General features: G+C 68.2%; 21 protein-coding genes and 4 tRNA genes. 15 read left to right on the top strand and 10 right to left on the bottom strand.

Features of this window, described 5'->3' with window-relative positions; genetic code table 11:
- Positions 1-58 precede the first annotated feature (58 nt).
- A complete protein-coding gene (locus tag HCC78_RS13635) occupies positions 59-220 on the top strand; it encodes a hypothetical protein (RefSeq protein ID WP_172329340.1) in 162 nt (53 codons plus the stop codon).
- Between the two features lie 3 nt (positions 221-223).
- On the opposite strand, the gene HCC78_RS13630 is transcribed toward HCC78_RS13635, so the two are convergent.
- The gene (locus HCC78_RS13630; protein ID WP_172329339.1) at positions 224-652 is read right to left on the bottom strand and encodes a SufE family protein; all 429 of its coding nucleotides are present in this window, start codon (positions 650-652) and stop codon (positions 224-226) included.
- Positions 653-766: 114 nt separating this feature from the next.
- Here HCC78_RS13630 and HCC78_RS13625 point away from each other — a divergent pair, with 114 nt between their 5' ends.
- A complete protein-coding gene (locus tag HCC78_RS13625) occupies positions 767-1,210 on the top strand; it encodes a hypothetical protein (protein ID WP_172329338.1) in 444 nt (147 codons plus the stop codon).
- A gap of 65 nt (positions 1,211-1,275) precedes the next feature.
- Here HCC78_RS13625 and rnd read toward each other — a convergent pair whose 3' ends face one another.
- The 3 genes from rnd to purM form a co-directional block, all read right to left on the bottom strand.
- Complete coding sequence (gene rnd, locus HCC78_RS13620; protein ID WP_172329337.1) at positions 1,276-2,430, bottom strand: ribonuclease D; 1,155 nt, start codon at positions 2,428-2,430, stop codon at positions 1,276-1,278.
- A gap of 72 nt (positions 2,431-2,502) precedes the next feature.
- The gene (gene purN, locus HCC78_RS13615) at positions 2,503-3,096 is read right to left on the bottom strand and encodes a phosphoribosylglycinamide formyltransferase (RefSeq protein ID WP_172329336.1); all 594 of its coding nucleotides are present in this window, start codon (positions 3,094-3,096) and stop codon (positions 2,503-2,505) included.
- The gene (purM, locus tag HCC78_RS13610; RefSeq protein ID WP_172329335.1) at positions 3,093-4,139 is read right to left on the bottom strand and encodes a phosphoribosylformylglycinamidine cyclo-ligase; all 1,047 of its coding nucleotides are present in this window, start codon (positions 4,137-4,139) and stop codon (positions 3,093-3,095) included. The genes purN and purM overlap by 4 nt, the downstream gene beginning before the upstream one ends.
- Positions 4,140-4,254: 115 nt before the next feature.
- On the opposite strand from purM, the gene HCC78_RS13605 reads away from it, so the two are divergent.
- A tRNA-Ile gene (locus HCC78_RS13605) sits at positions 4,255-4,330 on the top strand.
- Positions 4,331-4,349: 19 nt separating this feature from the next.
- Here HCC78_RS13605 and HCC78_RS13600 read toward each other — a convergent pair.
- Complete coding sequence (locus HCC78_RS13600) at positions 4,350-5,171, bottom strand: universal stress protein (RefSeq protein WP_172329334.1); 822 nt, start codon at positions 5,169-5,171, stop codon at positions 4,350-4,352.
- Positions 5,172-5,479: 308 nt separating this feature from the next.
- Between HCC78_RS13600 and HCC78_RS13595 the strand changes: the two genes are divergently transcribed.
- The gene (locus tag HCC78_RS13595) at positions 5,480-5,689 is read left to right on the top strand and encodes a hypothetical protein (RefSeq protein WP_172329333.1); all 210 of its coding nucleotides are present in this window, start codon (positions 5,480-5,482) and stop codon (positions 5,687-5,689) included.
- A 258-nt stretch (positions 5,690-5,947) separates the two neighbouring features.
- Here the strand turns inward: HCC78_RS13595 and HCC78_RS13590 are convergent, their stop codons facing one another.
- Positions 5,948-7,264 carry an ATP-binding protein gene (locus HCC78_RS13590; RefSeq protein WP_172329332.1) on the bottom strand — a complete coding sequence of 439 codons (1,317 nt, stop codon included), beginning with the start codon at positions 7,262-7,264 and terminating at the stop codon, positions 5,948-5,950.
- A gap of 62 nt (positions 7,265-7,326) precedes the next feature.
- Here HCC78_RS13590 and HCC78_RS13585 point away from each other — a divergent pair, with 62 nt between their 5' ends.
- The 5 genes from HCC78_RS13585 (at position 7,327) to HCC78_RS13565 (ending at position 10,881) form a co-directional block, all read left to right on the top strand.
- On the top strand, positions 7,327-8,298 hold the full coding sequence (locus HCC78_RS13585) for an MBL fold metallo-hydrolase (RefSeq protein ID WP_172329331.1): 972 nt from the start codon (positions 7,327-7,329) through the stop codon (positions 8,296-8,298).
- A 13-nt stretch (positions 8,299-8,311) separates the two neighbouring features.
- A tRNA-Asn gene (locus HCC78_RS13580) sits at positions 8,312-8,386 on the top strand.
- A 97-nt stretch (positions 8,387-8,483) separates the two neighbouring features.
- A tRNA-Asn gene (locus tag HCC78_RS13575) sits at positions 8,484-8,558 on the top strand.
- A gap of 513 nt (positions 8,559-9,071) precedes the next feature.
- Complete coding sequence (locus HCC78_RS13570; protein WP_172329330.1) at positions 9,072-10,382, top strand: DUF5930 domain-containing protein; 1,311 nt, start codon at positions 9,072-9,074, stop codon at positions 10,380-10,382.
- The gene (locus tag HCC78_RS13565; RefSeq protein ID WP_172329329.1) at positions 10,366-10,881 is read left to right on the top strand and encodes a polymer-forming cytoskeletal protein; all 516 of its coding nucleotides are present in this window, start codon (positions 10,366-10,368) and stop codon (positions 10,879-10,881) included. The genes HCC78_RS13570 and HCC78_RS13565 overlap by 17 nt, the downstream gene beginning before the upstream one ends.
- A 343-nt stretch (positions 10,882-11,224) precedes the next feature.
- Here the strand turns inward: HCC78_RS13565 and HCC78_RS13560 are convergent, their stop codons facing one another.
- The 3 genes from HCC78_RS13560 to fsa all read right to left on the bottom strand — a co-directional run bounded on the left by HCC78_RS13560 (position 11,225) and on the right by fsa (position 12,506).
- Complete coding sequence (locus HCC78_RS13560) at positions 11,225-11,455, bottom strand: hypothetical protein (RefSeq protein ID WP_172329328.1); 231 nt, start codon at positions 11,453-11,455, stop codon at positions 11,225-11,227.
- Between the two features lie 9 nt (positions 11,456-11,464).
- Positions 11,465-11,713 carry a hypothetical protein gene (locus HCC78_RS13555; protein WP_172329327.1) on the bottom strand — a complete coding sequence of 83 codons (249 nt, stop codon included), beginning with the start codon at positions 11,711-11,713 and terminating at the stop codon, positions 11,465-11,467.
- A gap of 139 nt (positions 11,714-11,852) precedes the next feature.
- A complete protein-coding gene (gene fsa / locus HCC78_RS13550) occupies positions 11,853-12,506 on the bottom strand; it encodes a fructose-6-phosphate aldolase (RefSeq protein WP_172329326.1) in 654 nt (217 codons plus the stop codon).
- Between the two features lie 212 nt (positions 12,507-12,718).
- On the opposite strand from fsa, the gene HCC78_RS13545 reads away from it, so the two are divergent.
- A complete protein-coding gene (locus HCC78_RS13545; protein ID WP_172329325.1) occupies positions 12,719-13,480 on the top strand; it encodes a CBS domain-containing protein in 762 nt (253 codons plus the stop codon).
- Here the strand turns inward: HCC78_RS13545 and HCC78_RS13540 are convergent.
- The gene (locus tag HCC78_RS13540; RefSeq protein ID WP_172329324.1) at positions 13,477-14,283 is read right to left on the bottom strand and encodes a S9 family peptidase; all 807 of its coding nucleotides are present in this window, start codon (positions 14,281-14,283) and stop codon (positions 13,477-13,479) included. The genes HCC78_RS13545 and HCC78_RS13540 overlap by 4 nt on opposite strands.
- Before the next feature lie 136 nt (positions 14,284-14,419).
- Here HCC78_RS13540 and HCC78_RS13535 point away from each other — a divergent pair, with 136 nt between their 5' ends.
- The 5 genes from HCC78_RS13535 (at position 14,420) to HCC78_RS13515 (ending at position 17,051) form a co-directional block, all read left to right on the top strand.
- Positions 14,420-15,115: a DUF484 family protein gene (locus tag HCC78_RS13535; protein ID WP_172329323.1), complete on the top strand. Its 696-nt coding sequence runs from the start codon at positions 14,420-14,422 to the stop codon at positions 15,113-15,115.
- Entirely contained in the window at positions 15,115-16,032 is a 918-nt protein-coding gene (locus HCC78_RS13530) for a tyrosine recombinase XerC (RefSeq protein ID WP_371743834.1), read from the top strand. Before HCC78_RS13535 ends, HCC78_RS13530 begins: the two co-directional genes overlap by 1 nt.
- 80 nt (positions 16,033-16,112) lie before the next feature.
- A tRNA-Gly gene (locus tag HCC78_RS13525) sits at positions 16,113-16,186 on the top strand.
- Positions 16,187-16,349: 163 nt separating this feature from the next.
- Positions 16,350-16,796: a DUF6538 domain-containing protein gene (locus tag HCC78_RS13520; RefSeq protein WP_172329321.1), complete on the top strand. Its 447-nt coding sequence runs from the start codon at positions 16,350-16,352 to the stop codon at positions 16,794-16,796.
- An 81-nt stretch (positions 16,797-16,877) separates the two neighbouring features.
- A complete protein-coding gene (locus HCC78_RS13515; protein ID WP_172329320.1) occupies positions 16,878-17,051 on the top strand; it encodes a hypothetical protein in 174 nt (57 codons plus the stop codon).
- The last annotated feature ends 922 nt before the right edge of the window (positions 17,052-17,973 follow it).

Below are 17,973 nucleotides of genomic sequence, written 5' to 3'. Positions count from 1 at the left end.
GGCGCAAGGCCCTGGCAGGCCGCAGCAGGGCGCCCCATCTGGGATCCAGGAGGATGCCATGCCGTTCGGAAAGTTCCTGTTCGTCCTCGGCCTCGCCATCGCGGCGGCCGGGATCACCATCGCCGCCGTCTGGGCGGCCTTCGGCCCCCTGCCCGGCTCGGCCTTCGCCTTCGCGCTGCCGGTCACAATCGCGCTGGCGCTGGCCGTGCCGCGGCGCTGAGGATCAGGCGGCCGCGGCGGCCGCCGCCTGTTCGCGGATCCGCTGGACCATCGCCCGCACGCCGTTCGAGCGCTGCGCCGAGAGATGCTCGTCGAGGCCGAGCCGCGCCAGTTCGGCATGGGCGTCCACCTTCAGCACCTCGCCCACCGGCAGGCCGGAATAGAGCGCATGCAGCACCGCGATCAGCCCGCGCACGATCATCGCGTCGCTTTCGCCCTTGAAGCTGTAGACCGCGCCCGTGCCGGTGCCGTCGATCTCGGGATGCAGCCAGACCTGGCTGGCGCAGCCATCCACCTTGGTCGCGGGCACCTGCAGCGCCGGGTCGAGCCCGTCCATCGCCTTGCCCAGCTCGATCACGTGGCGGTAGCGGTCTTCCCAGTCATCTAGGAACTCGAAGGTCTCCGCTATCTCTTCGAACGCTTCGCTTGCCATCCCGGCCTCCATCTCAATCGCCTGACAGGTAGGGGTTTTCCGTCGCAGCGTCCAGTGCGGCGCAGGGTCCGAAGCCGCTTCCCCCGCCTCCGGTTTTGGGCTATCGGATCGGTCATGACACGCTTCCTCACGACCCGCCGCGCCGCCATCCTGTCGCTTGCCGCCCTCGGCCTGGCCGGGGCCTGCGGGCGCGAGCCGCCCAAGACGCTGGAACCGGAAGGCGGCTATCCCCCGCTGGTGCTGGAAGACCGGGAGCTGATCCCGGCGGTCGACGCGATGACCGTGGAGCCGACCCCGGGCGGCGTGATCGTCACCGCCACCGGGCACATGGTGCCGGGCTATTGGGACATCGGCCTGGTCTCGCCGCCCGGACCGCGCGCCGTCGCCAGCGAGATCCAGCTGGAATTCCGCGTCCGCCCGCCGGTCGTTCCGGAAGATGCCGGCAGCGCCCCGACCCAGCAGGTGAGTGCCGCGCGCTACATCACCGATGCCGAGCTTGCCGGGGTGCGCAGCATCACCGTATCGGGCGCCACCAACAGCCGCACCAGCCGCCGCTGAGCCAAAACGGAAAAGGGCGCCCCTGGGCGCCCCTGTTCCAGCCGGACCCGAAAGCGGGCGCCGCCTCAGAGTTCGACGATCCGGATCGTGTCGCCCTGGGCAGACAGGGCGATGCCGCCCTCGCAGAGCCGCAGCGCATCCTCGCCGAAGACCGACCGGCGCCAGCCCTTCAGAGCCATCAGGTCGCGTTCGCCCGCGGCGATGGCATCGAGTTCCGCCGTCGTGGCGATCAGCTTCTGCGCGACGCCGGACTGCTCGGCCTTGGCCTTCAGCAGCACCCGCAGAAGCTCGGCCAGCGCCTGGCTGACATTCGACTTGTCGATCTCTTCCTTGCGCGGCACCGACTCGGGCGGCGTGGCCAGGCCCTTCTCGACCGCCGCGAGGATGCCGTCGGCGATCTCGCCCTTGCGCGCCTCGCGCAGCAGCAGGCGCGACCGCGACAGGTCGCCGGCATTCTTCGGCTTGGTCGAAGCCAGCTCCAGCAGCGCATCGTCCTTGAAGACGCGGCTGCGCGGGATGTTGCGTTCCTGCGCGAAGCGCTCGCGGAATTCGGCCAGCGCCGCCACGACGCCCATGAACTTGCCGCTCTGGGTGCGGGTCTTCACCCGCTGCCAGGCCTCTTCGGGGCGCGAGATGTAGGTCTCGGGATCGGTGAGGACCTTGATCTCCTCCTCGACCCAGCCCTTGCGGCCCGCCTTCTCCAGCTGGGCCGAGAGATACTCGTAGATCACCCGCAGATGGGTGACGTCGGCCAGCGCATAGGTCAGCTGGGCGTCGGTCAGCGGGCGGCGGCTCCAGTCGGTGAAGCGCGAGGACTTGTCGAGGCTCGCCTTGGCGATGCGCTTGACCAGCGTCTCGTAGCCGACCTGCTCGCCGAAGCCGCAGACCATGGCCGCGACCTGGGTATCGAACAGCGGTTCGGGGATGACGTTGCCGTCGTGGAAGAAGATTTCCACGTCCTGCCGCGCGGCGTGGAACACCTTGACGACATCGGTGTTCCGGCAGAGCTCGTAGACGGGCTCCAGGTCGATCCCATCGGCAAGCGGGTCGATCAGCACCGCCGTCTCCTCGCCCTCGCCGGGATAGGCGATCTGCAGGAGGCAGAGCTTGGAATAGTAGGTCCGCTCGCGGAGGAATTCCGTATCCACCGTAACGTAGGGGTGCTGGGCGGCACGGTTGCAGAAATCGCGCAGCTCTTCCGTCGTGGTCAGGGTCTTCATCTGATCTTTTTCTTCTTTGCGTTCCGTGGCCTTGGCGCGATGGCCAACGATGCGGCCCGCGGCGGCGCAATGTCAAGTGAGGGTGAATCGGCTCCGGTCGCCCGTCGCGAAGCGGCGCAGCGCCTCCGGGTAGAGGCGGTGCTCCAGCGGCAGCACGCGGGCGGCGAGGCTTTCGGGGGTGTCGTCGGGCAGGATCTGCAGCTCGGCCTGTCCGAGGATCGGGCCGCCGTCGAGTTCCGGCGTGACCTCGTGCACGGTGCAGCCATGCTGCGCGTCGCCCGCCTCGATCGCGCGGGCATGGGTGTGCAGCCCGCGGTATTTCGGCAGCAGCGACGGGTGGATGTTCAGCATTTTGCCGTGCCAGCGGGCGACGAAGCCCTCGGTCAGCACGCGCATGAAGCCGGCGAAGCAGATGATGTCGGGCTGTGCCGCGTCCAGGACGCGGGTCAGTTCGGCCTCGAAGGCCGGGCGATCCTTGCCGAAGGGCCGGTGGTCGACGACAGCCGTCGGGATGCCGCGCGCGGCGGCCTTTTCCAGCCCGCCCGCACCGGCATTGTTCGACAGCACCAGGCACGGCCGCGCGGGATGTCCGCCGGTCATCGAGTCGGCAAGGGCCACCATGTTGGAGCCCCCGCCGGAAATCAGGATCGCGACGCGTTTCGTCAAGCGAGCGACCCCTCGTAGGTCACGCCCTCGCCCGCGGTCACGGTGCCGATGCGGGAGACGGTCTCGCCCTCGGCCTTCAGCAGCGCCTCGATCGCGTCCGCGCGGTCGGCCGCGACCGCGACGACCATGCCGATGCCGCTGTTGAAGGTCTTGAGCATCTCCGCCTGCGTCAGCCCGCCCGCCTTCGCGAGCCAGGCAAAGACCGGCGGCAGCGTCCAGCTCGACAGGTCGATGGTGACGCCCAGCCCTTCGGGCAGCACGCGCGGCACGTTCTCGGTCAGCCCGCCGCCGGTGATATGCGCCAGCGCATGCACGCCGCCCGCGGCGATCGCGGCCTTCAGCGGCTTTACGTAGAGCCGGGTCGGCACCAGCAGCGCCTTGCCCAGGGTCTCGCCGATGAAGGGCGCCTGGTCGTCCCAGGTTAGCCCGGCCGACTCGACGATCTTGCGCACAAGAGAATAGCCGTTGGAATGCACGCCGTCCGAGGCGAGGCCCAGCAGCACGTCGCCCTCGGCCACGTCCGCGGGCAGGTGCGCGCCGCGCTCCATCGCGCCGACGGCAAAGCCCGCCAGGTCGAAATCGCCCGCCGGATACATGCCGGGCATCTCGGCGGTCTCGCCGCCGATCAGCGCGCAGCCAGACAGTTCGCAGCCCTTGGCGATGCCTTCGATCACCTGGGTCGCAGCCTCCAGCTCGAGCTTGCCGGTGGCGAAATAGTCGAGGAAGAACAGCGGTTCGGCGCCCTGGCAGATCAGGTCGTTGACGCACATGGCCACGAGGTCGATGCCGACGGTGGAGACATGGCCGGTATCGATGGCCAGCCGCAGCTTGGTGCCGACGCCGTCGGTCGCCGCCACGAGGATCGGATCCTGGTAGCCTGCGCCCTTGAGGTCGAAGAGCGCGCCGAAGCCGCCCAGGCCCGACATCACCCCCGGGCGAGAGGTCGCCGCGGCCGCGGGCTTGATCCGCTCCACCAGCGCATTGCCTGCCGCGATATCCACCCCTGCCTCGGCATAGGTCAGGCCGTTCTTTCCGTCGCTCATGTCTCGATCCTTCGCTGCGCGGGCTCCGCCTATAGCAGTCCCGGGATCAGTGCAATCGTCTCGCGTCCCGCGGCCCCTTGACGCCGCCTGCCCGTCTGATAGCCCTTTCGGCGGCGGGCCTGTAGCTCAATGGTTAGAGCAGAGTGCTCATAACACTTTGGTTGGGGGTTCAAGTCCCTCCGGGCCTACCAATCCGCCATGCCGCGCACCTCAGCCCCGCAGGATCAGCAGATCGGCCGGAGGCGACCTGACCAGCGCCCGGGCGAAGCTGCCGAGCAGCCCCGGCACGGCGGCTGTCCGGGCATGCGCCCCCACCGCCACCAGATCGGGCGCCGCAGCGTCCATCGCCTCGGCAAGGGCATCTTCGACCGGCAGGGCGCGGGGCTCCGGCCTGGGCAGCTGCCGCGGCAGCGCTTCCTCCAGCCACCAATGGTCGATCCGTGCCCTGGCATCTTCCAGAAACGGCGCAAGCTCCGCCGCGTCCCGGTCCGGCGCAGGCCGGCCGCGGAGCGGAAGCTGCAGCGCGTGGAAGCTGGAGAACCGGGCCTCCGGTGCCAGCTCTGCCGCCCAGCGGGCCGCGGCGGCGCAGGCTTTCGAAAGGTCGATGCCGCAGAGCACGCTGCGGTACGGCGCCCCGGCCGGACGCGAGACCAGCAGGACCGGACGGCCGGTCGCCCGCACGATCCGTTCGGCGGTTGTCCCGGAGACCATGTCCCAGACCGGGCGCGGCCGGTGCGTCCCGAGCACCACCAGATCCGGCCCGGTTTCCGCAATCGCCGCGAGCAGCGTCCCGGCCGGCGCGCCGCGCTCCACCCGCAGCTCGGTCCTGCAGGGCGGCAGATCCCGGCCCTGCCTTTCAAGCTCGCGCCGGGCGTCTTCGAGCAGACGGGCCGACAGCGCCGGCGGCAGGTCGGCATCGATCACGCAGCAGAGAACCAGCGTCGCGCCATGCGCGGCGGCCAGGGCCTGTGCCCGCTGCCGCGCCCGGGCGGAGCGGGGCGACAGGTCCGAACCAGCGAGAATCGTCTTCATGATGCCCTGTCCTCCCGCAATGCCCCATGCGCGATCATATTCCAAAACCGCGCATCTCCAACGGAGATGACCGGCACAGGCCCGCGAACGCCTGTCCGGCCGAGTCTCCGGACCGCGCGTGCCGCGGGCAGACCGGCGGCACGCGCGTACGCAGTTTGCAACTTTGACGCGCATTCCCGCCCGAAGATTCGGCATCGGCATGTCCGGAGCGGTTCCGCGCGGCCCGTTAACCATCTGGCTTTTTGCGCGGCGTAACTTTTGGGCCGAGACCGGGTTGGGGGAGAGTCCAGTTTCTTACGGAGACGCCCATGGTCTACCTTCGCCTCATGATATTCTCGCTGCGCCAGCTGAGCGCACTCGGCCTGTGGCAGGCCGGCGCCGAACTCGGCGGCAGCGAGGAACTCCGCCGCCGCACCGACCGCCACCGCCGCCTGCAGGTTGCAGCCGCCGAAGCCCTGCGCCAGCAGATCCGGCGCGATCTGGCCCGGCTGCCGGTCAGCGCCCTTCTGCAGCGCTGAGCGCCGGGGCCCGCGCAAGCATCGCCGCCCGCAAGGGCGGTCCGGCCGCCGCAAGTGCGGAGGCCATGTCAGTTTCCCGACTTGAAGCCGCCCACGGACCGGGCTTGCGGGCACGCCCTGCTGCAAAGCCGGACACGCCCGCCAGCGAGACAGCGCCGCGCCGCTCGCGGCGACCCGTTCAGCCCATCGGGCCAGACCGCATGCTGCGGCACCGGCAGCCCCCGCCCCGGCCCGCGCAGACGGTGCCCTGCACCGCCCCTAGCGGGCCAGCAGCAAGTCGGCGCGCAGACCGCCATGGGCGCTGCTGCTTCCCAGCCGCAGCTGGCCGCCATGGCTGCGCGCGATGTCCGCCGCGATCGACAGGCCGAGCCCGACTCCCGGCAGGTTCTGGTTGCGCGCCGGATCGAGCCGCGCGAAGGCCTTCACTGCCTGGTCGCGCTGCACCTCGGGGATGCCCGGCCCGTCATCCTCGACCCGGATCGTCAGCGACCGCTTGCCCGCCTCCAGGCTGATCCAGGCATGGCTGCCGTAGCGCACGGCGTTGCCCACCAGATTGTCGAGCGCGCGCTGCACCGCCATCGGCCGCATCTGCACCGTCCCGGTCTCGTCGCAGCGCGCCAGCGACACCGGCAAACCTCCGCGCTCGCTGCGCGCCACGAAATCCCGCAGCAGCTCCGCCGCATCGACGGGCTCGGCCGCTTCCAGCGCATCGCCGCGGGCGAAGGACAGGAACTCGTTCACCAGCCGCTCCATGTCGGCCACGTCGCGGGTCAGCGCCTCGGTCTCCTCGCTCTCGTCCATCAGCGACAGTTCCAGCCGCATCCTGGTCAGCGGCGTGCGCAGGTCGTGGCTGATCCCCGAGAGCATCAGCGTGCGGCTTTCGATCTGGCGCTCGATCCGGTCGCGCATGTCGAGGAAGGCAAGCCCCGCCAGCCGCACTTCCCGCGCGCCGGAGGGCTTGTAGGCGACATGGCGTCCCTTGCCGAAATCCTGCGCCGCCGCCGCCAGCCGGGTGATCGGCTTCAACTGGTTGCGCAGGAAGAGATAGGCGATCAGCGTCATCAGCAGCCCGGTGAACAGCATCAGCACCAGCAGCTGGTGGGGATTCGAGGCCGAGACCCGCTCGCGGTCGAAGCGCAGGTCGACATTGCCGTAGCGGGTCGGCACCCGCATGTGGACGCTGCTTTTCGAGCGCACCAGATCGATGGCGATCGTCCGCGGCAGCCCGGCCCGCAGCGCCTCGATCACCGGCCCGCCCGAGAGATCGTACCAGCGGTAGCCCTCTTCCATGTCGTCCTGCGAGGGGATCGTCACCCGGATGCCCAGCTTCGGCCCCAGATCGCGCGCCACCAGACGGGCGGCTTCCAGCGTGCGTGCAGAGTCGATCTCGCCCAGCAGGTAGTTCAGCTCCACCAGCACGCTGTCGGTCATCTGCGCGGTCACGTCGTCGACATGGCGCTGGATGAAGACGATGGACACCACCAGCTGCAGGATCACCACCGGCAGGAGAAGGATGAGAGTCGCGCGCCAGGTGAGGCTCTGCGGCATATAGGGTTTGAGACTTAGGCCTGCCATGGCCTAGCTCTAGCAGAAGCACCGGCGGCGCAAAGCCGCAAAACGCGGAGGCACGGCACGGCATGGCGGCACAGGCGGAATTCGACCCGGACCCCGGCAAGGCGGAGGAGATCGCTCCCGGGCTCAGGCGCATCCTAGCGCCGAACCCCTCGCCGATGACCTTCCGCGGCACAAACACCTACCTGATCGGCCGCCGCGAACTGGCGCTGGTCGATCCGGGTCCGGACGACCCCGCGCATCTTTCGGCGCTGCTGGCAGCGATCGGAGGGGCGCGGCTGCGCCATATCCTCGTGACCCACAGCCACCGCGACCATAGCGGGCTGGTTTCCGCCCTCGCCCGCGCGACCGGCGCGCCGGTGCTAGCCTTCGGCGGCCCGGAGGCGGGACGCAGCGCCGCCATGGCCGAACTGGCGGCGGAGGGCCTGATCGGCGGCGGCGAAGGCACCGATACGTCCTTCGCCCCCGACCGCTGCCTCGCCGACGGAGAAAGCCTGGAGCTGGAAGACGGAACGATGGAGGCGCTGCACACGCCGGGGCACATGGGCAACCACCTGTGCTTCGCCTGGAACGGCGCAATCTTCTCGGGCGACATCGTCATGGGATGGTCGAGCTCGCTCGTCTCGCCGCCCGACGGCGACCTCGCGGATTTCTACCGCTCCTGCGCGCGGCTGCGGGCACGGCCGGAGACCGTGCTCTACCCCGCCCATGGCGCCCCCGTCGCCGATCCGGCGGCCCGGATCGACGCGCTGGTCGCCCATCGCCGCGGCCGGGAGGCGCAGATCCTCGCCGCCCTTGCCGAGGGACCCGGCACCCTGCCCGCGCTGACCGAACGGATCTACCATGATGTCGGCCGGGCGCTCTGGCCTGCCGCGTCGCGCAACCTGCTGGCGCATCTGGTGGAGATGTCGGGGCGCGGTCTGGTCTCGGCCGAGCCCGCGCTTTCGCCCGCGGCGGTGTTTTCCGAAGGTCAGGAACAAAAAAGCAAATCCGGCGGCAAAACCCTCTTGCACCCCCCGGGGGCCTTGGATAGATAGCCCTCCACAGCGTTCCGGCGTAGCTCAGCGGTAGAGCAGTTGACTGTTAATCAATTGGTCGTAGGTTCGATCCCTACCGCCGGAGCCAGATCACCCCGATCTGGAAGCTGTGTGCCACAGGCACCGAAACGGGTCCGCAGGCTGGCTGCCTGACCGTGATCCGGGACCACAGGTCCGAAACATGTTCCGGCGTAGCTCAGCGGTAGAGCAGTTGACTGTTAATCAATTGGTCGTAGGTTCGATCCCTACCGCCGGAGCCATCTTCCCCACCTGATCCGATCCGCACCGCCCAGAAGGGCGCGCGCAGGCGACGCGCGGCACTGTCCTGCCCTCGAATCCGGGCCCGCGATTCCCGCTCCGACAGCTTTCCGCCGCCTTTGGAGGCGCATCCGGCAAGAGTTATCCCCATGCCGCTGCGGAAAGCGGCGCACGGCGGTTGGGCATCCGCCAGGGCCCCTCCGGCGCCGGTTTTTTCTGCGCTGCAGCATGCCTTCGGCTCCGACACGCAGGTTAACCATTTGAATTTCCGCCCTTCGCCGCGGCGCGTTCCGGCCTGCCGTTCCGGCAATGTTGCATCCCTGCCGCAGGGTTCCCCGCAATCTTCCGAGTCGGCTTTATCGGCGAGAATTCGCCGATTTTGGCCCCAACATATCAGCCCCCCGGCATGCGACGCATCTAGATATTGCTGCAAGGCGCCCCAGCAGCTAAGCGTGCCCCTCGAAGGTCACGAGCATGTCAAGTCGCGAAAGTCCGACCAGCCAGGGAGTGTGTTGATGAAGACGCTTGGATTCGAGAATGCCCCCGGGAAGCGGTCGGGACTGTTTTCAGAGAAGCGGATTTTCCTGAAATCCGATGACGGCACCCGCTTCGTACGATTGCGAAGCCGGGACCAGATCCTTGCCTGGGCAGGCGGCATAATGCTTGTCGGATGGACCGTCACCGCCACCGCGCTGGTCACCGTCCAGTTCGCCCAGGGCACCGCCAGCCGCGAACAGGCCGCCGCCGACCGGCAGGTGTACGAAACCCGGATCAACGCGCTGGCCGCCGAACGCGACCGCCGCCACATGGAAGCCCTCGCCGCGCAGGACCAGTTCGCCACGCTCCTCGGCCAGCTTTCCACCCTCCAGACCCGCATCTTCGACGCCGAGCTCTCCGCCAAGGAGAAATCCGACGAGACCGAGATGCTCCGCCAGCAGCTGCGCACCGCGCAGGCCGGGCTGGACAATGCCACCGACCGCCTCGCCGCCCTGGAAAAGGGCGAAGCCGCCGACGCGGCAGACGATGCCGCCCTCGCGCTGATGACCGGCGCCCTGGGCGACATGGCCGAAGAGCGCCAGGCTCTGGCCGACCAACTGGCTCAAAGCGAAGCCGAGCTGGCCGACCTGAACCTGACCCTGCGTCTGGAAGGCGAGAAGAACGACCGCATCTTCTCCAAGCTCGAGGATGCCGTGACGGTGTCGATGGACCCGCTCGACAAGCTCTTCGCGAAGGTCGGGCTGAACCCCGACCAGCTGATCGACACGATGCGCAACCGCTATGACGGCAAGGGCGGCCCGCTGGAGCCGATCTCCTACTCGACCAGCGGCGAGGCCGGGCCGGAAACGGCGCGGGCCAACAACATCCTGACGCACATGCAGACGCTGAACCTCTACAACATGGCGATCGACGCGCTGCCGATGGCGATGCCGATCGAGGGAAAGTACCGCGAGACCTCGCCCTTCGGCTACCGGCGCGATCCGATCCGGGGATCGTCGCGGATGCATGAGGGCGTCGATTTCGCGGCCGCCTACGGCACGCCGGTCCGCTCCACCGCGGACGGCGTGGTGACCTATGCGGGCTGGATGAGCGGCTACGGCCGGCTGGTGACGGTCCGTCACGAATTCGGAATCGAGACGCGCTACGGCCACATGTCGAAGATCAAGGTCAAGGTCGGACAGAAAGTCTCGAAAGGCGAGGTTGTCGGTGCTATGGGTAATTCGGGCCGCTCCACCGGCACGCACCTGCACTACGAGGTCCGTGTCGGCGGCAAGCCGACCAACCCAATGACCTATATCACGGCAGCACGCGATGTTTTCCAAAAATAAACTGACCGATCCGGCGCCGAAGCCGGCGGGGGAACCAGACAAGGCCCAGGCGGAACCGAAGGGCGCGCCCGCGATGTCCAGCCCGGTTCCCTCCGCTCCCGCCCCGAAAGCACCGGTGTCCGTCCTGTCCTCCGATCTCACCGTCGTCGGCAATGTCCGCACCGCGGGCGACATCACTGTCCAGGGCAAGGTGGAGGGCGATATCCGCGCCCAGCTCCTGACCGTCGGCGAGGGCGCCGTGGTCTCCGGCGAGATCGTTGCCGATGACGTCGTGGTCAATGGCCGGGTGATCGGCCGCGTCCGCGGCCTGAAGGTCCGCCTGACCTCCACCGCGAAGGTCGAGGGCGACATCATCCACAAGACCATCGCGATCGAGGCCGGCGCCCATTTCGAGGGCTCGGTCCAGCGCCACGAGAACCCGCTGGCCGATGCCAAGGAAGCGCTGCCGCCGCCCGCGCCGAAGGCACCGCCGCCCGCAGCGCCCTCCGACCAGGGCTGATCCCGATCCATGCCGCCTGACCTGGGCGCGCGGTTTCCGCGCGCCCTTTGCGTTTGCGATCACCCGCAATGCGGGAACCTCTTCGATTCGAAACCCGCAAAAATTGCATGGAATTGATCTGGATCAAGGAGGACGCAACGTTCCGCGGGCTATCTGGAGAAATCGGAGGGGTTCCGGGGGAGGACACGGCCAGCGGGCAACCAGCTGACGTGGCCGGAACGGCATCCGGTCCGCCGGACAGCGCGGCGCATTTCCGCAGCCGCCATCCGCGCATGGACAGGCAGGTCGGCCCTTGGGCGCCGGCCTGCCGCTCCGTTGCCGCCATGCAGGATCAGCCGCAGGATCAGCGCAGGCCGCCAAGCTCCCGGATGTCCTGCCGGTCGACCTCGCTGCCGAGCACCGCCTTGTAGGCCACCAGATCCGCGGCGGACATCACCTGCACCTTGCAGCCGAACACCTCGCGTGTCGCCCAGCGGCGGAAACCGATGCGCTGCTCCACCCATTCCCCGGTCGCGGCACAGAGGATCCCCCGCCCGCGCGAGTCCCCGATCTCGATCTTCCGGCCGCCATGCACCGCCTTCAGCTAGGTGATGTCCCAGGGGCCGTCCGCGACCGCCTCCGGTCCCCAGACGACATGGTCCGCGATATCCGCCAGGAAGCCTTCGGCGCCCGTGCCGAGCGGCGCATAGAGGTCGATGTCGTTCAGCGGGCGCGTGGCGTCATGCGCGACGGCGGCCAGCCCTCCGGCGATCTGGTAGGGCAGCCCGTGCTCCGCCAGCTTGCGGAGGATCCATTCCGGCGCAGCGCGCTGCTCTGCAGTGCCGCCAGCCATGGGGCCTCCTTGCGTCGGGCGCGCGGCAGGCCTCGCCGCCGGGCCGGGCGCGCCAGCCGTGGCCCAGGGCGCCGCCGCAGACACGGCAGGGGCCGGACCTTGCGGCCCGGCCCCTGCATCGGTCCCGAAGGCAGGAAGATCAGAGGATCTTCTGCCCGGTCTTCTCGATATCGGCGAGGAAGGCCGCCAGGCCCTTGTCGGTCAGCGGGTGGCTGACAAGCCCCTTGATCACCGAGGGCGGCGCGGTGATCACGTCGGCACCGATGCGCGCGCTTTCGGCGACATGGTTGGCCGAGCGGATCGAGGCGGCGAGGATCTGGGTCTCGAAGCCGTAATTGTCGTAGACCTCGCGGATATCCGCGATCAGCTCCATGCCGTCGAGGTTGATGTCGTCGAGGCGTCCGATGAACGGGGAGATGAAGGTCGCCCCGGCCTTCGCGGCCAGCAGCGCCTGGTTGACCGAGAAGCAGAGCGTGACGTTGACCATCTTGCCCTCGCCCGAGAGCACCTTGCAGGCCTTCAGCCCGTCCCAGGTCAGCGGCACCTTGACGGTGATGTTCGGCGCGATCTCGGCCAGCTTGCGGCCCTCTGCGATCATCTTGCCGGCTTCGGTGGAGACCACCTCGGCAGACACCGGGCCCTCGACAAGGGCGCAGATCTCTTTCGTCACTTCGAGGATGTCGCGGCCCGACTTCATGATCAGCGACGGGTTGGTGGTCACGCCGTCGACCATGCCCAGATCGTTCAGCTCGGCGATCGCGTCGATATCGGCGGAATCGACAAAGAATTTCATGCGCTCTCTCCTTTGGCCTCCCCTCGCGGGTCACGGACCTGTTAACGCAAACAGGCCGCCGGGGGGAGTCCCTGCGCTGATAGGACGCCCGTGCGCCGAGGGGAAGCGGGAACTCGGTTTCGTCGGATGCCGCGGACCTCGGGACTCGACACGGGCGCTGTTTTGGCCAAGCATGCGACCATTGTTCGAATTCATTATAGGAAGGATTTCCCATGACACATGCACGTCCGCTCCATGCGGCCATGCTGGCGGGTCTGGCCCTAGCCGCGCTCCTTGCACTTGCTGCTGCCAATCAGCACTACAAGGTGACCGACACGCTCGGCCTACTCAGCGCCATTCTCCTTCCTCTGGCGATCTATGGCATCGCCACCGGAAGGATCGCCGAGATCTCGGGTCCCGGCGGCTGGGGCGCCGTGTTCCGGCTGGAAGCGAAGTCGCCCGCCATTGCGCGTAGCCTTCAGGAACCAACTGAGGATGAGAAAATCTTTCTCTATGGGAAAGGCTCTCTTGCTCAGCTTGCACGGTTCCGCGAGCGCCTCCAGCCAGGCAAGCCGGTAGGACTGTCTCTCATGCTTGGCCGCGGCGGATATCTCGCCGACGCCATCGAAACTTATCTGCGGACATTCATAGCCTTCGATCCGGCCCTCACCGTGCTGTTCCGCGAAAAGGACTCCGGAAAGGTAGTCGCGGCAGCAGACGGCACGCGCCTGCTGGCGCTTCTTTCGGTCGATGAACTGCGGCAACCTTTCATGGACATGCTGGGAAGCCAAGGCGATGGTGCCGGTCTTTCCGAACTCCTTCAAGTCACCCGCGAATTTGCAGAGCACTCGACGACCAACGCAGAAGCGCTCAGATTGATGATGGATACGGGCCTTGAGTCTCTGCCGAAGCTTGATGCAAATGGCGAGCCGATTGGAATCGTCCGCCGCAGCGACATTACCGGTCGGCTCCTGCTACGGCTGGCGGACGCCTAACCCACTCCCATCCTCCGCTCCATCCACCGCAGCGCCATGCCGGACCAGTCGGCATGGCTTCCCGCGCGGTCGCGCAGCGCGAAGCCGTGCGGCGCGCGGCCGAAGACATGGGCATCGACATCGAGCCCGGCCTCCGCCGCCGTCTCCAGTAGCCGCGTCAGGTGCTGCACCGGCACCGAGCGGTCGCCGAGCGCATAGGCCAGGAACAGCGGCACCTGCGGCACGCCGTGGGGATGCTCCGCCAGCCCGACTGGCCAGGCATCGTAGAAGGCCTGCTTTTCGGCGGGCGGATAGTCCGGCTTGCCCGGCGGGTACTTGTGGTGGCGGTGATTGGCATTGATCGGCGCGTAGGTGATCACCGCCCCCGCCGCGCCCGGCGCATGGCAGGCCAGCACGCCCGCCAGATGCCCGCCCGAAGACAGCCCGAAGAGGAAGAGCGGCAAGGGTTCCAGCGCGTCCAGATGGGCCAGCGCCGCCAGCCCGTCCTGCAGCGCCGCATCGGCGGGCCAGACGCCGCCGGCCCCGTCCGCCTGGCCCGGCAGGCGGTGGACCAGCACATGCGCCTCGATCCCCTGCGCCGCGAGCCAGAGCGCCACCTCGGTACCCTCCTTGTCCAGCATCAGCTTCGTATAGCCGCCGCCCGCAAGCACGAGCGCGCGCGCCCGCGGCGCCTCCGCGGCGAAGGACTGCAATTCGGGGCGCAGCACATGCGCGATCTGGCGGTCGGGCCATGCGCCCCCGGCAATCGCTGCGGGACCGTCGCCCAGCGGGACGACGTCGGGACGGGGCGGCAGGTCGGACATGGGATCACTCGCTATCGGCAGGACACGGTGCCGAGCCTATCCGCCCTGCGCGCCCGCGTTAAGGGTTCGGAGATTCCCATGCGGCGGAAAATGCGGTAGCCTCCGGGAAAAGAACAAGCCCGAGGCAGCAGAGCAGATGACCCATATCGAAACGGCCACCGCCGTGAAGCCCGACGTGCGCGACCAGATCCTCAGGAATGCGGGGGCCGTGCTGGAGGACCCCGAGCTGATGGCGGCGCTGATCGCCGCCGATGACGGCATGCGCGGCAAGAACGTGATCGACCTGCGGGGCCTGGCCATCGCGCGGCTGGAAGACCGGCTGTCCCGTCTGGAGAACACGCACCAGAACGTGCTGTCGGCGGCCTACGAGAACGTCTCCACCACCACCCAGGTGCACCGCGCCATCCTGGCGATGATCGGCCCGCTGCAGCTGGAGGCCTTCCTCGACTGCCTCGGCAGCGACGTCGCCGACATCCTGCGCGCCGCTTCGATCCGCATCCTGGTCGAGGGCCGCATGCCGATCGAGCATTCCGTTCTGGTGCCGGTGGGAATGGGCGACATCACCCGCTACATCGACAGCTGGCGCTCCGGCCGCCCGGTGCCGATCGCGCTGCGCCGCGTCCCCGAGAAGATGCCGCGGCTGCATGACGAGAGCCGCGGCCCGATCCGCAGCGAGGCGCTCTACCGGCTGGAGCTCGGCGACACCGCCCCGGCAGCACTGCTGGCCATCGGGGCCTCCGATCCCGACCAGTACCTGCCCAGCCACGCGACCGACCTGCTGGAGCTGTTCGGCCGGGTCTGCGAACGCACGCTGCGCGGGCTGCTCGCGTGATCGACCTGCCCCCGGCCACCCGCGACCTGCTGGAACGCTGGCTGACCTCGCTGAAGGCGCTCGACGACGCCTCGGACGCGACGATCCTGGCCTATGGCGGCGACCTGCGCGACTATCTGGGCTTCATGGCCGGCTATCTGGAGGGCGGCGCCGCGCCTGCGAGCCTGCGCGCCGTCGACCTGACGGCGATGCGCGCCTGGCTGGCCCACGAGACCGGCAAGGGCCTGGCGGCACGCTCGCGGGCGCGGGCGCTGTCGGCGGTGAAGAGCTTCTACAACTGGTGGTCCGAGCGCGAGGCCTTCGACGCCACCGCGGTGCTCTCCACCCGTTCGCCGCGCTACACCCGCAAGCTCCCCCGCCCGCTGACCGAGGACGCGGCGAAGGCGGTGCTGGAAACCGTCGAGCTGCAGGCCCGCGATCCCTGGGTTGCCGCCCGCGACGTGGCTGTGGTGACGCTGCTCTACGGCTGCGGACTGCGCATTTCCGAAGCGCTGGGACTCGATGCAGGCCAGGCGCCGCTGCGCGAGAGCCTGCGCATCGTCGGCAAGGGCGGCAAGGAACGCGTCGTGCCGGTCCTGCCGGTCGCCCGCGAGGCGGTCGAGCGCTACCGCCGCCTCTGCCCGTGGGAGCTGTCGCCGGGCGGGCCGCTGTTCCGCGGCGCCAAGGGCGGCACGCTGAGCCAGAGCGCCATCCAGAAGGTGATCCGCGCGACGCGGCTGCAGCTCGGCCTGCCCGCCACGGCGACGCCGCATGCGCTGCGCCACAGCTTCGCCAGCCACCTGCTGAACCGCGGCGGGGACCTCAGGACCATCCAGGAGCTCCTGGGCCATGCCAACCTGTCGACTACCGAGGCCTATACCTCGCTGGACGCTGCGCGTCTGATGGATGTCTATCACGGCGCCCATCCGCGCGGCTGAGACCTGCCGCAGGGCATTGCGATGCCCTGCGAAAACCGGCTTGACGCCCCTTCCGGGGCCGGATATCCGGTCATTCCAAGGCGGGTGTAGCTCAATGGTAGAGCAGCAGCTTCCCAAGCTGACGACGAGGGTTCGATTCCCTTCACCCGCTCCATCGCATTGATGCGCTGTGAACAATAATATCCAATAAAAACAGCAGCTTGACCTAAGAAATCCGCGAAATTTGACCTTCCCGGAGTTCCAAATCCCGCAACATTCGACTTGACCGCGCGCTCTGCGCAGCGACTATTCCGATGTCTGAATGCAAAGGCGTCGCGATGCCGAAATCACGCAAGGCCCCCGGCGTCACCTTCGACCGGGGACGGTATTACTGGGTCAAGCGGGTCCCCAAGGCAATGGCCGGACTTGTGCTCGGGGCGGATGGCCTGCCGGTCAATTTCGTGAGGATTGCCCTGCACACCGACAGCCTCGCCGAGGCGAACGTAAAGGCCGGGGACGTGGCGAAACATATTGCCGCCGAGTGGGAAGCCCTGGCAGCTGGCAAGACCGGCAACGCGCGCGAGCACTACATGGCCGCGCACCGCCTGGCGGAAGCAAGGGGCTTTGCCTACGTACCGCTCGGCGAGATGGTGGCACCGGGCGCCGATCCGAAAGAGGTCATCCGAAGGACCATGGCCGCCGCTGCGAGGATCGGCAGCCCCGCTGTCGCTAGTGCAATCCTTGGCACCTTCCCGGCCGCCCTTCCGAACATGAAAGGGCTATAGGCCGAGGTTCAGGAGCTGTCCAAGGCAGACCACCGTCACAAGAGCGCAGCGCAGCTTGAAAAATGGCGCAATCCCAGGATCATGGCCCTGGACGAATGGGAAGAGATTACCGGCGACCCGCCAATCGACCAGATCACCAGGGCGCAGGCCCTGGCCTTTCGGAAATGGTGGGCGGAGCGGATCACCGCGGGCGGATTGACGCCGCAATACGCGAACAAGATGTTCGGCCATCTGTCCACCATCTTCTCGACCTAGGCCCGCGCCCATGACCTGGACATCGCCACCCCCTTCCGGGGGCTGAACCTCAAGGAAGCCCCCGAAAACCGGCGCCCGCCCTTCTCACTGCCTTGGGTACGCGACAAGCTTCTGCCGCCTGGTGCTTTGGGGAGCCTGAACCAGGAAGCCCGTGATGTCCTCTTGGCGATGGTCAATACTGGCGCGCGCCCTTCCGAGGTAACCGACGCCCCTGCCGCGGACTGGCGTGTCGAAGCCAAAATCCCCCATCTTGTGATTGCAGCGAATGGCCGCGCATTGAAGGTCGGCCACACCGCCCGGGAGATCCCGCTTCTCGGCGTTTCCCTGGAAGCCGCGAAACGCCTGGCAAGCGCTGGGGCTGCACCCGGTATCATCACAAGGCGTCTGGCTGGTCCGCGCTGGTAAAAAATATCTACGCAACAATAGCCTAGTGGAGACACCGCAGCAATCTGCCTATTGCCTGCGCCACTATGTCCAAGACCGGCTCTTGAAGACCGGTGCGGATGACCGTGTGCGAGCTGACATCATGGGCCATGGCTACAAGCGCCCCCGCTATGGCGAAGGCGGGACCCTTGAGGGACGCCGGAACGCATTTGAGCGAATTGCCCTCTACCAGGCTGCTGAAATAGTCGTATCTCGACGCCGGTTCCAGAACATGATTCACCCGCTGCGGATCAACGGCGGAGACAGGCATGCGCGGTGCAGACGGGACGGGCGGATCGCTGTCCAGCCATGCCGATCCGGAGGCGCGCATCCGGGCGCAGCATCCGCTGCGGAAGATCCGGCAGGTCGCCAAGCGAGCCATGGCGCCGCCACCGGTCCGAGGCCGATGGCGAACGCACCCGCCAGCCTCGATGCCGGGTTCGAGGTGCTCCATGCCGATTTCGGGCGCCCCTCGATCGCCCCCGGGCGGCCGATCCGG

This window comes from Mangrovicoccus sp. HB161399 (assembly GCF_013184745.1).
Taxonomy (GTDB): Bacteria; Pseudomonadota; Alphaproteobacteria; order Rhodobacterales; family Rhodobacteraceae; genus Mangrovicoccus.
The sequence above is the reverse complement of the archived record's forward strand: the minus strand, read 5'-3'. Positions and strand labels throughout refer to the sequence as shown.

Bases quoted from the DNA above. Each gene is read 5' to 3' on its own strand.
- HCC78_RS13635 (WP_172329340.1), top strand. From the start codon at position 59: ATGCCGTTCGGAAAGTTCCTGTTCGTCCTCGGCCTCGCCATCGCGGCG.
- HCC78_RS13630 (WP_172329339.1), bottom strand. From the start codon at position 652: ATGGCAAGCGAAGCGTTCGAAGAGATAGCGGAGACCTTCGAGTTCCTA.
- HCC78_RS13625 (WP_172329338.1), top strand. From the start codon at position 767: ATGACACGCTTCCTCACGACCCGCCGCGCCGCCATCCTGTCGCTTGCC.
- rnd (WP_172329337.1), bottom strand. From the start codon at position 2,430: ATGAAGACCCTGACCACGACGGAAGAGCTGCGCGATTTCTGCAACCGT.
- purM (WP_172329335.1), bottom strand. From the start codon at position 4,139: ATGAGCGACGGAAAGAACGGCCTGACCTATGCCGAGGCAGGGGTGGAT.
- HCC78_RS13600 (WP_172329334.1), bottom strand. From the start codon at position 5,171: ATGAAGACGATTCTCGCTGGTTCGGACCTGTCGCCCCGCTCCGCCCGG.
- HCC78_RS13595 (WP_172329333.1), top strand. From the start codon at position 5,480: ATGGTCTACCTTCGCCTCATGATATTCTCGCTGCGCCAGCTGAGCGCA.
- HCC78_RS13590 (WP_172329332.1), bottom strand. From the start codon at position 7,264: ATGGCAGGCCTAAGTCTCAAACCCTATATGCCGCAGAGCCTCACCTGG.
- HCC78_RS13585 (WP_172329331.1), top strand. From the start codon at position 7,327: ATGGCGGCACAGGCGGAATTCGACCCGGACCCCGGCAAGGCGGAGGAG.
- HCC78_RS13570 (WP_172329330.1), top strand. From the start codon at position 9,072: ATGAAGACGCTTGGATTCGAGAATGCCCCCGGGAAGCGGTCGGGACTG.
- HCC78_RS13565 (WP_172329329.1), top strand. From the start codon at position 10,366: ATGTTTTCCAAAAATAAACTGACCGATCCGGCGCCGAAGCCGGCGGGG.
- HCC78_RS13555 (WP_172329327.1), bottom strand. From the start codon at position 11,713: ATGGCTGGCGGCACTGCAGAGCAGCGCGCTGCGCCGGAATGGATCCTC.
- fsa (WP_172329326.1), bottom strand. From the start codon at position 12,506: ATGAAATTCTTTGTCGATTCCGCCGATATCGACGCGATCGCCGAGCTG.
- HCC78_RS13545 (WP_172329325.1), top strand. From the start codon at position 12,719: ATGACACATGCACGTCCGCTCCATGCGGCCATGCTGGCGGGTCTGGCC.
- HCC78_RS13540 (WP_172329324.1), bottom strand. From the start codon at position 14,283: ATGTCCGACCTGCCGCCCCGTCCCGACGTCGTCCCGCTGGGCGACGGT.
- HCC78_RS13535 (WP_172329323.1), top strand. From the start codon at position 14,420: ATGACCCATATCGAAACGGCCACCGCCGTGAAGCCCGACGTGCGCGAC.
- HCC78_RS13520 (WP_172329321.1), top strand. From the start codon at position 16,350: ATGCCGAAATCACGCAAGGCCCCCGGCGTCACCTTCGACCGGGGACGG.
- HCC78_RS13515 (WP_172329320.1), top strand. From the start codon at position 16,878: ATGGCCCTGGACGAATGGGAAGAGATTACCGGCGACCCGCCAATCGAC.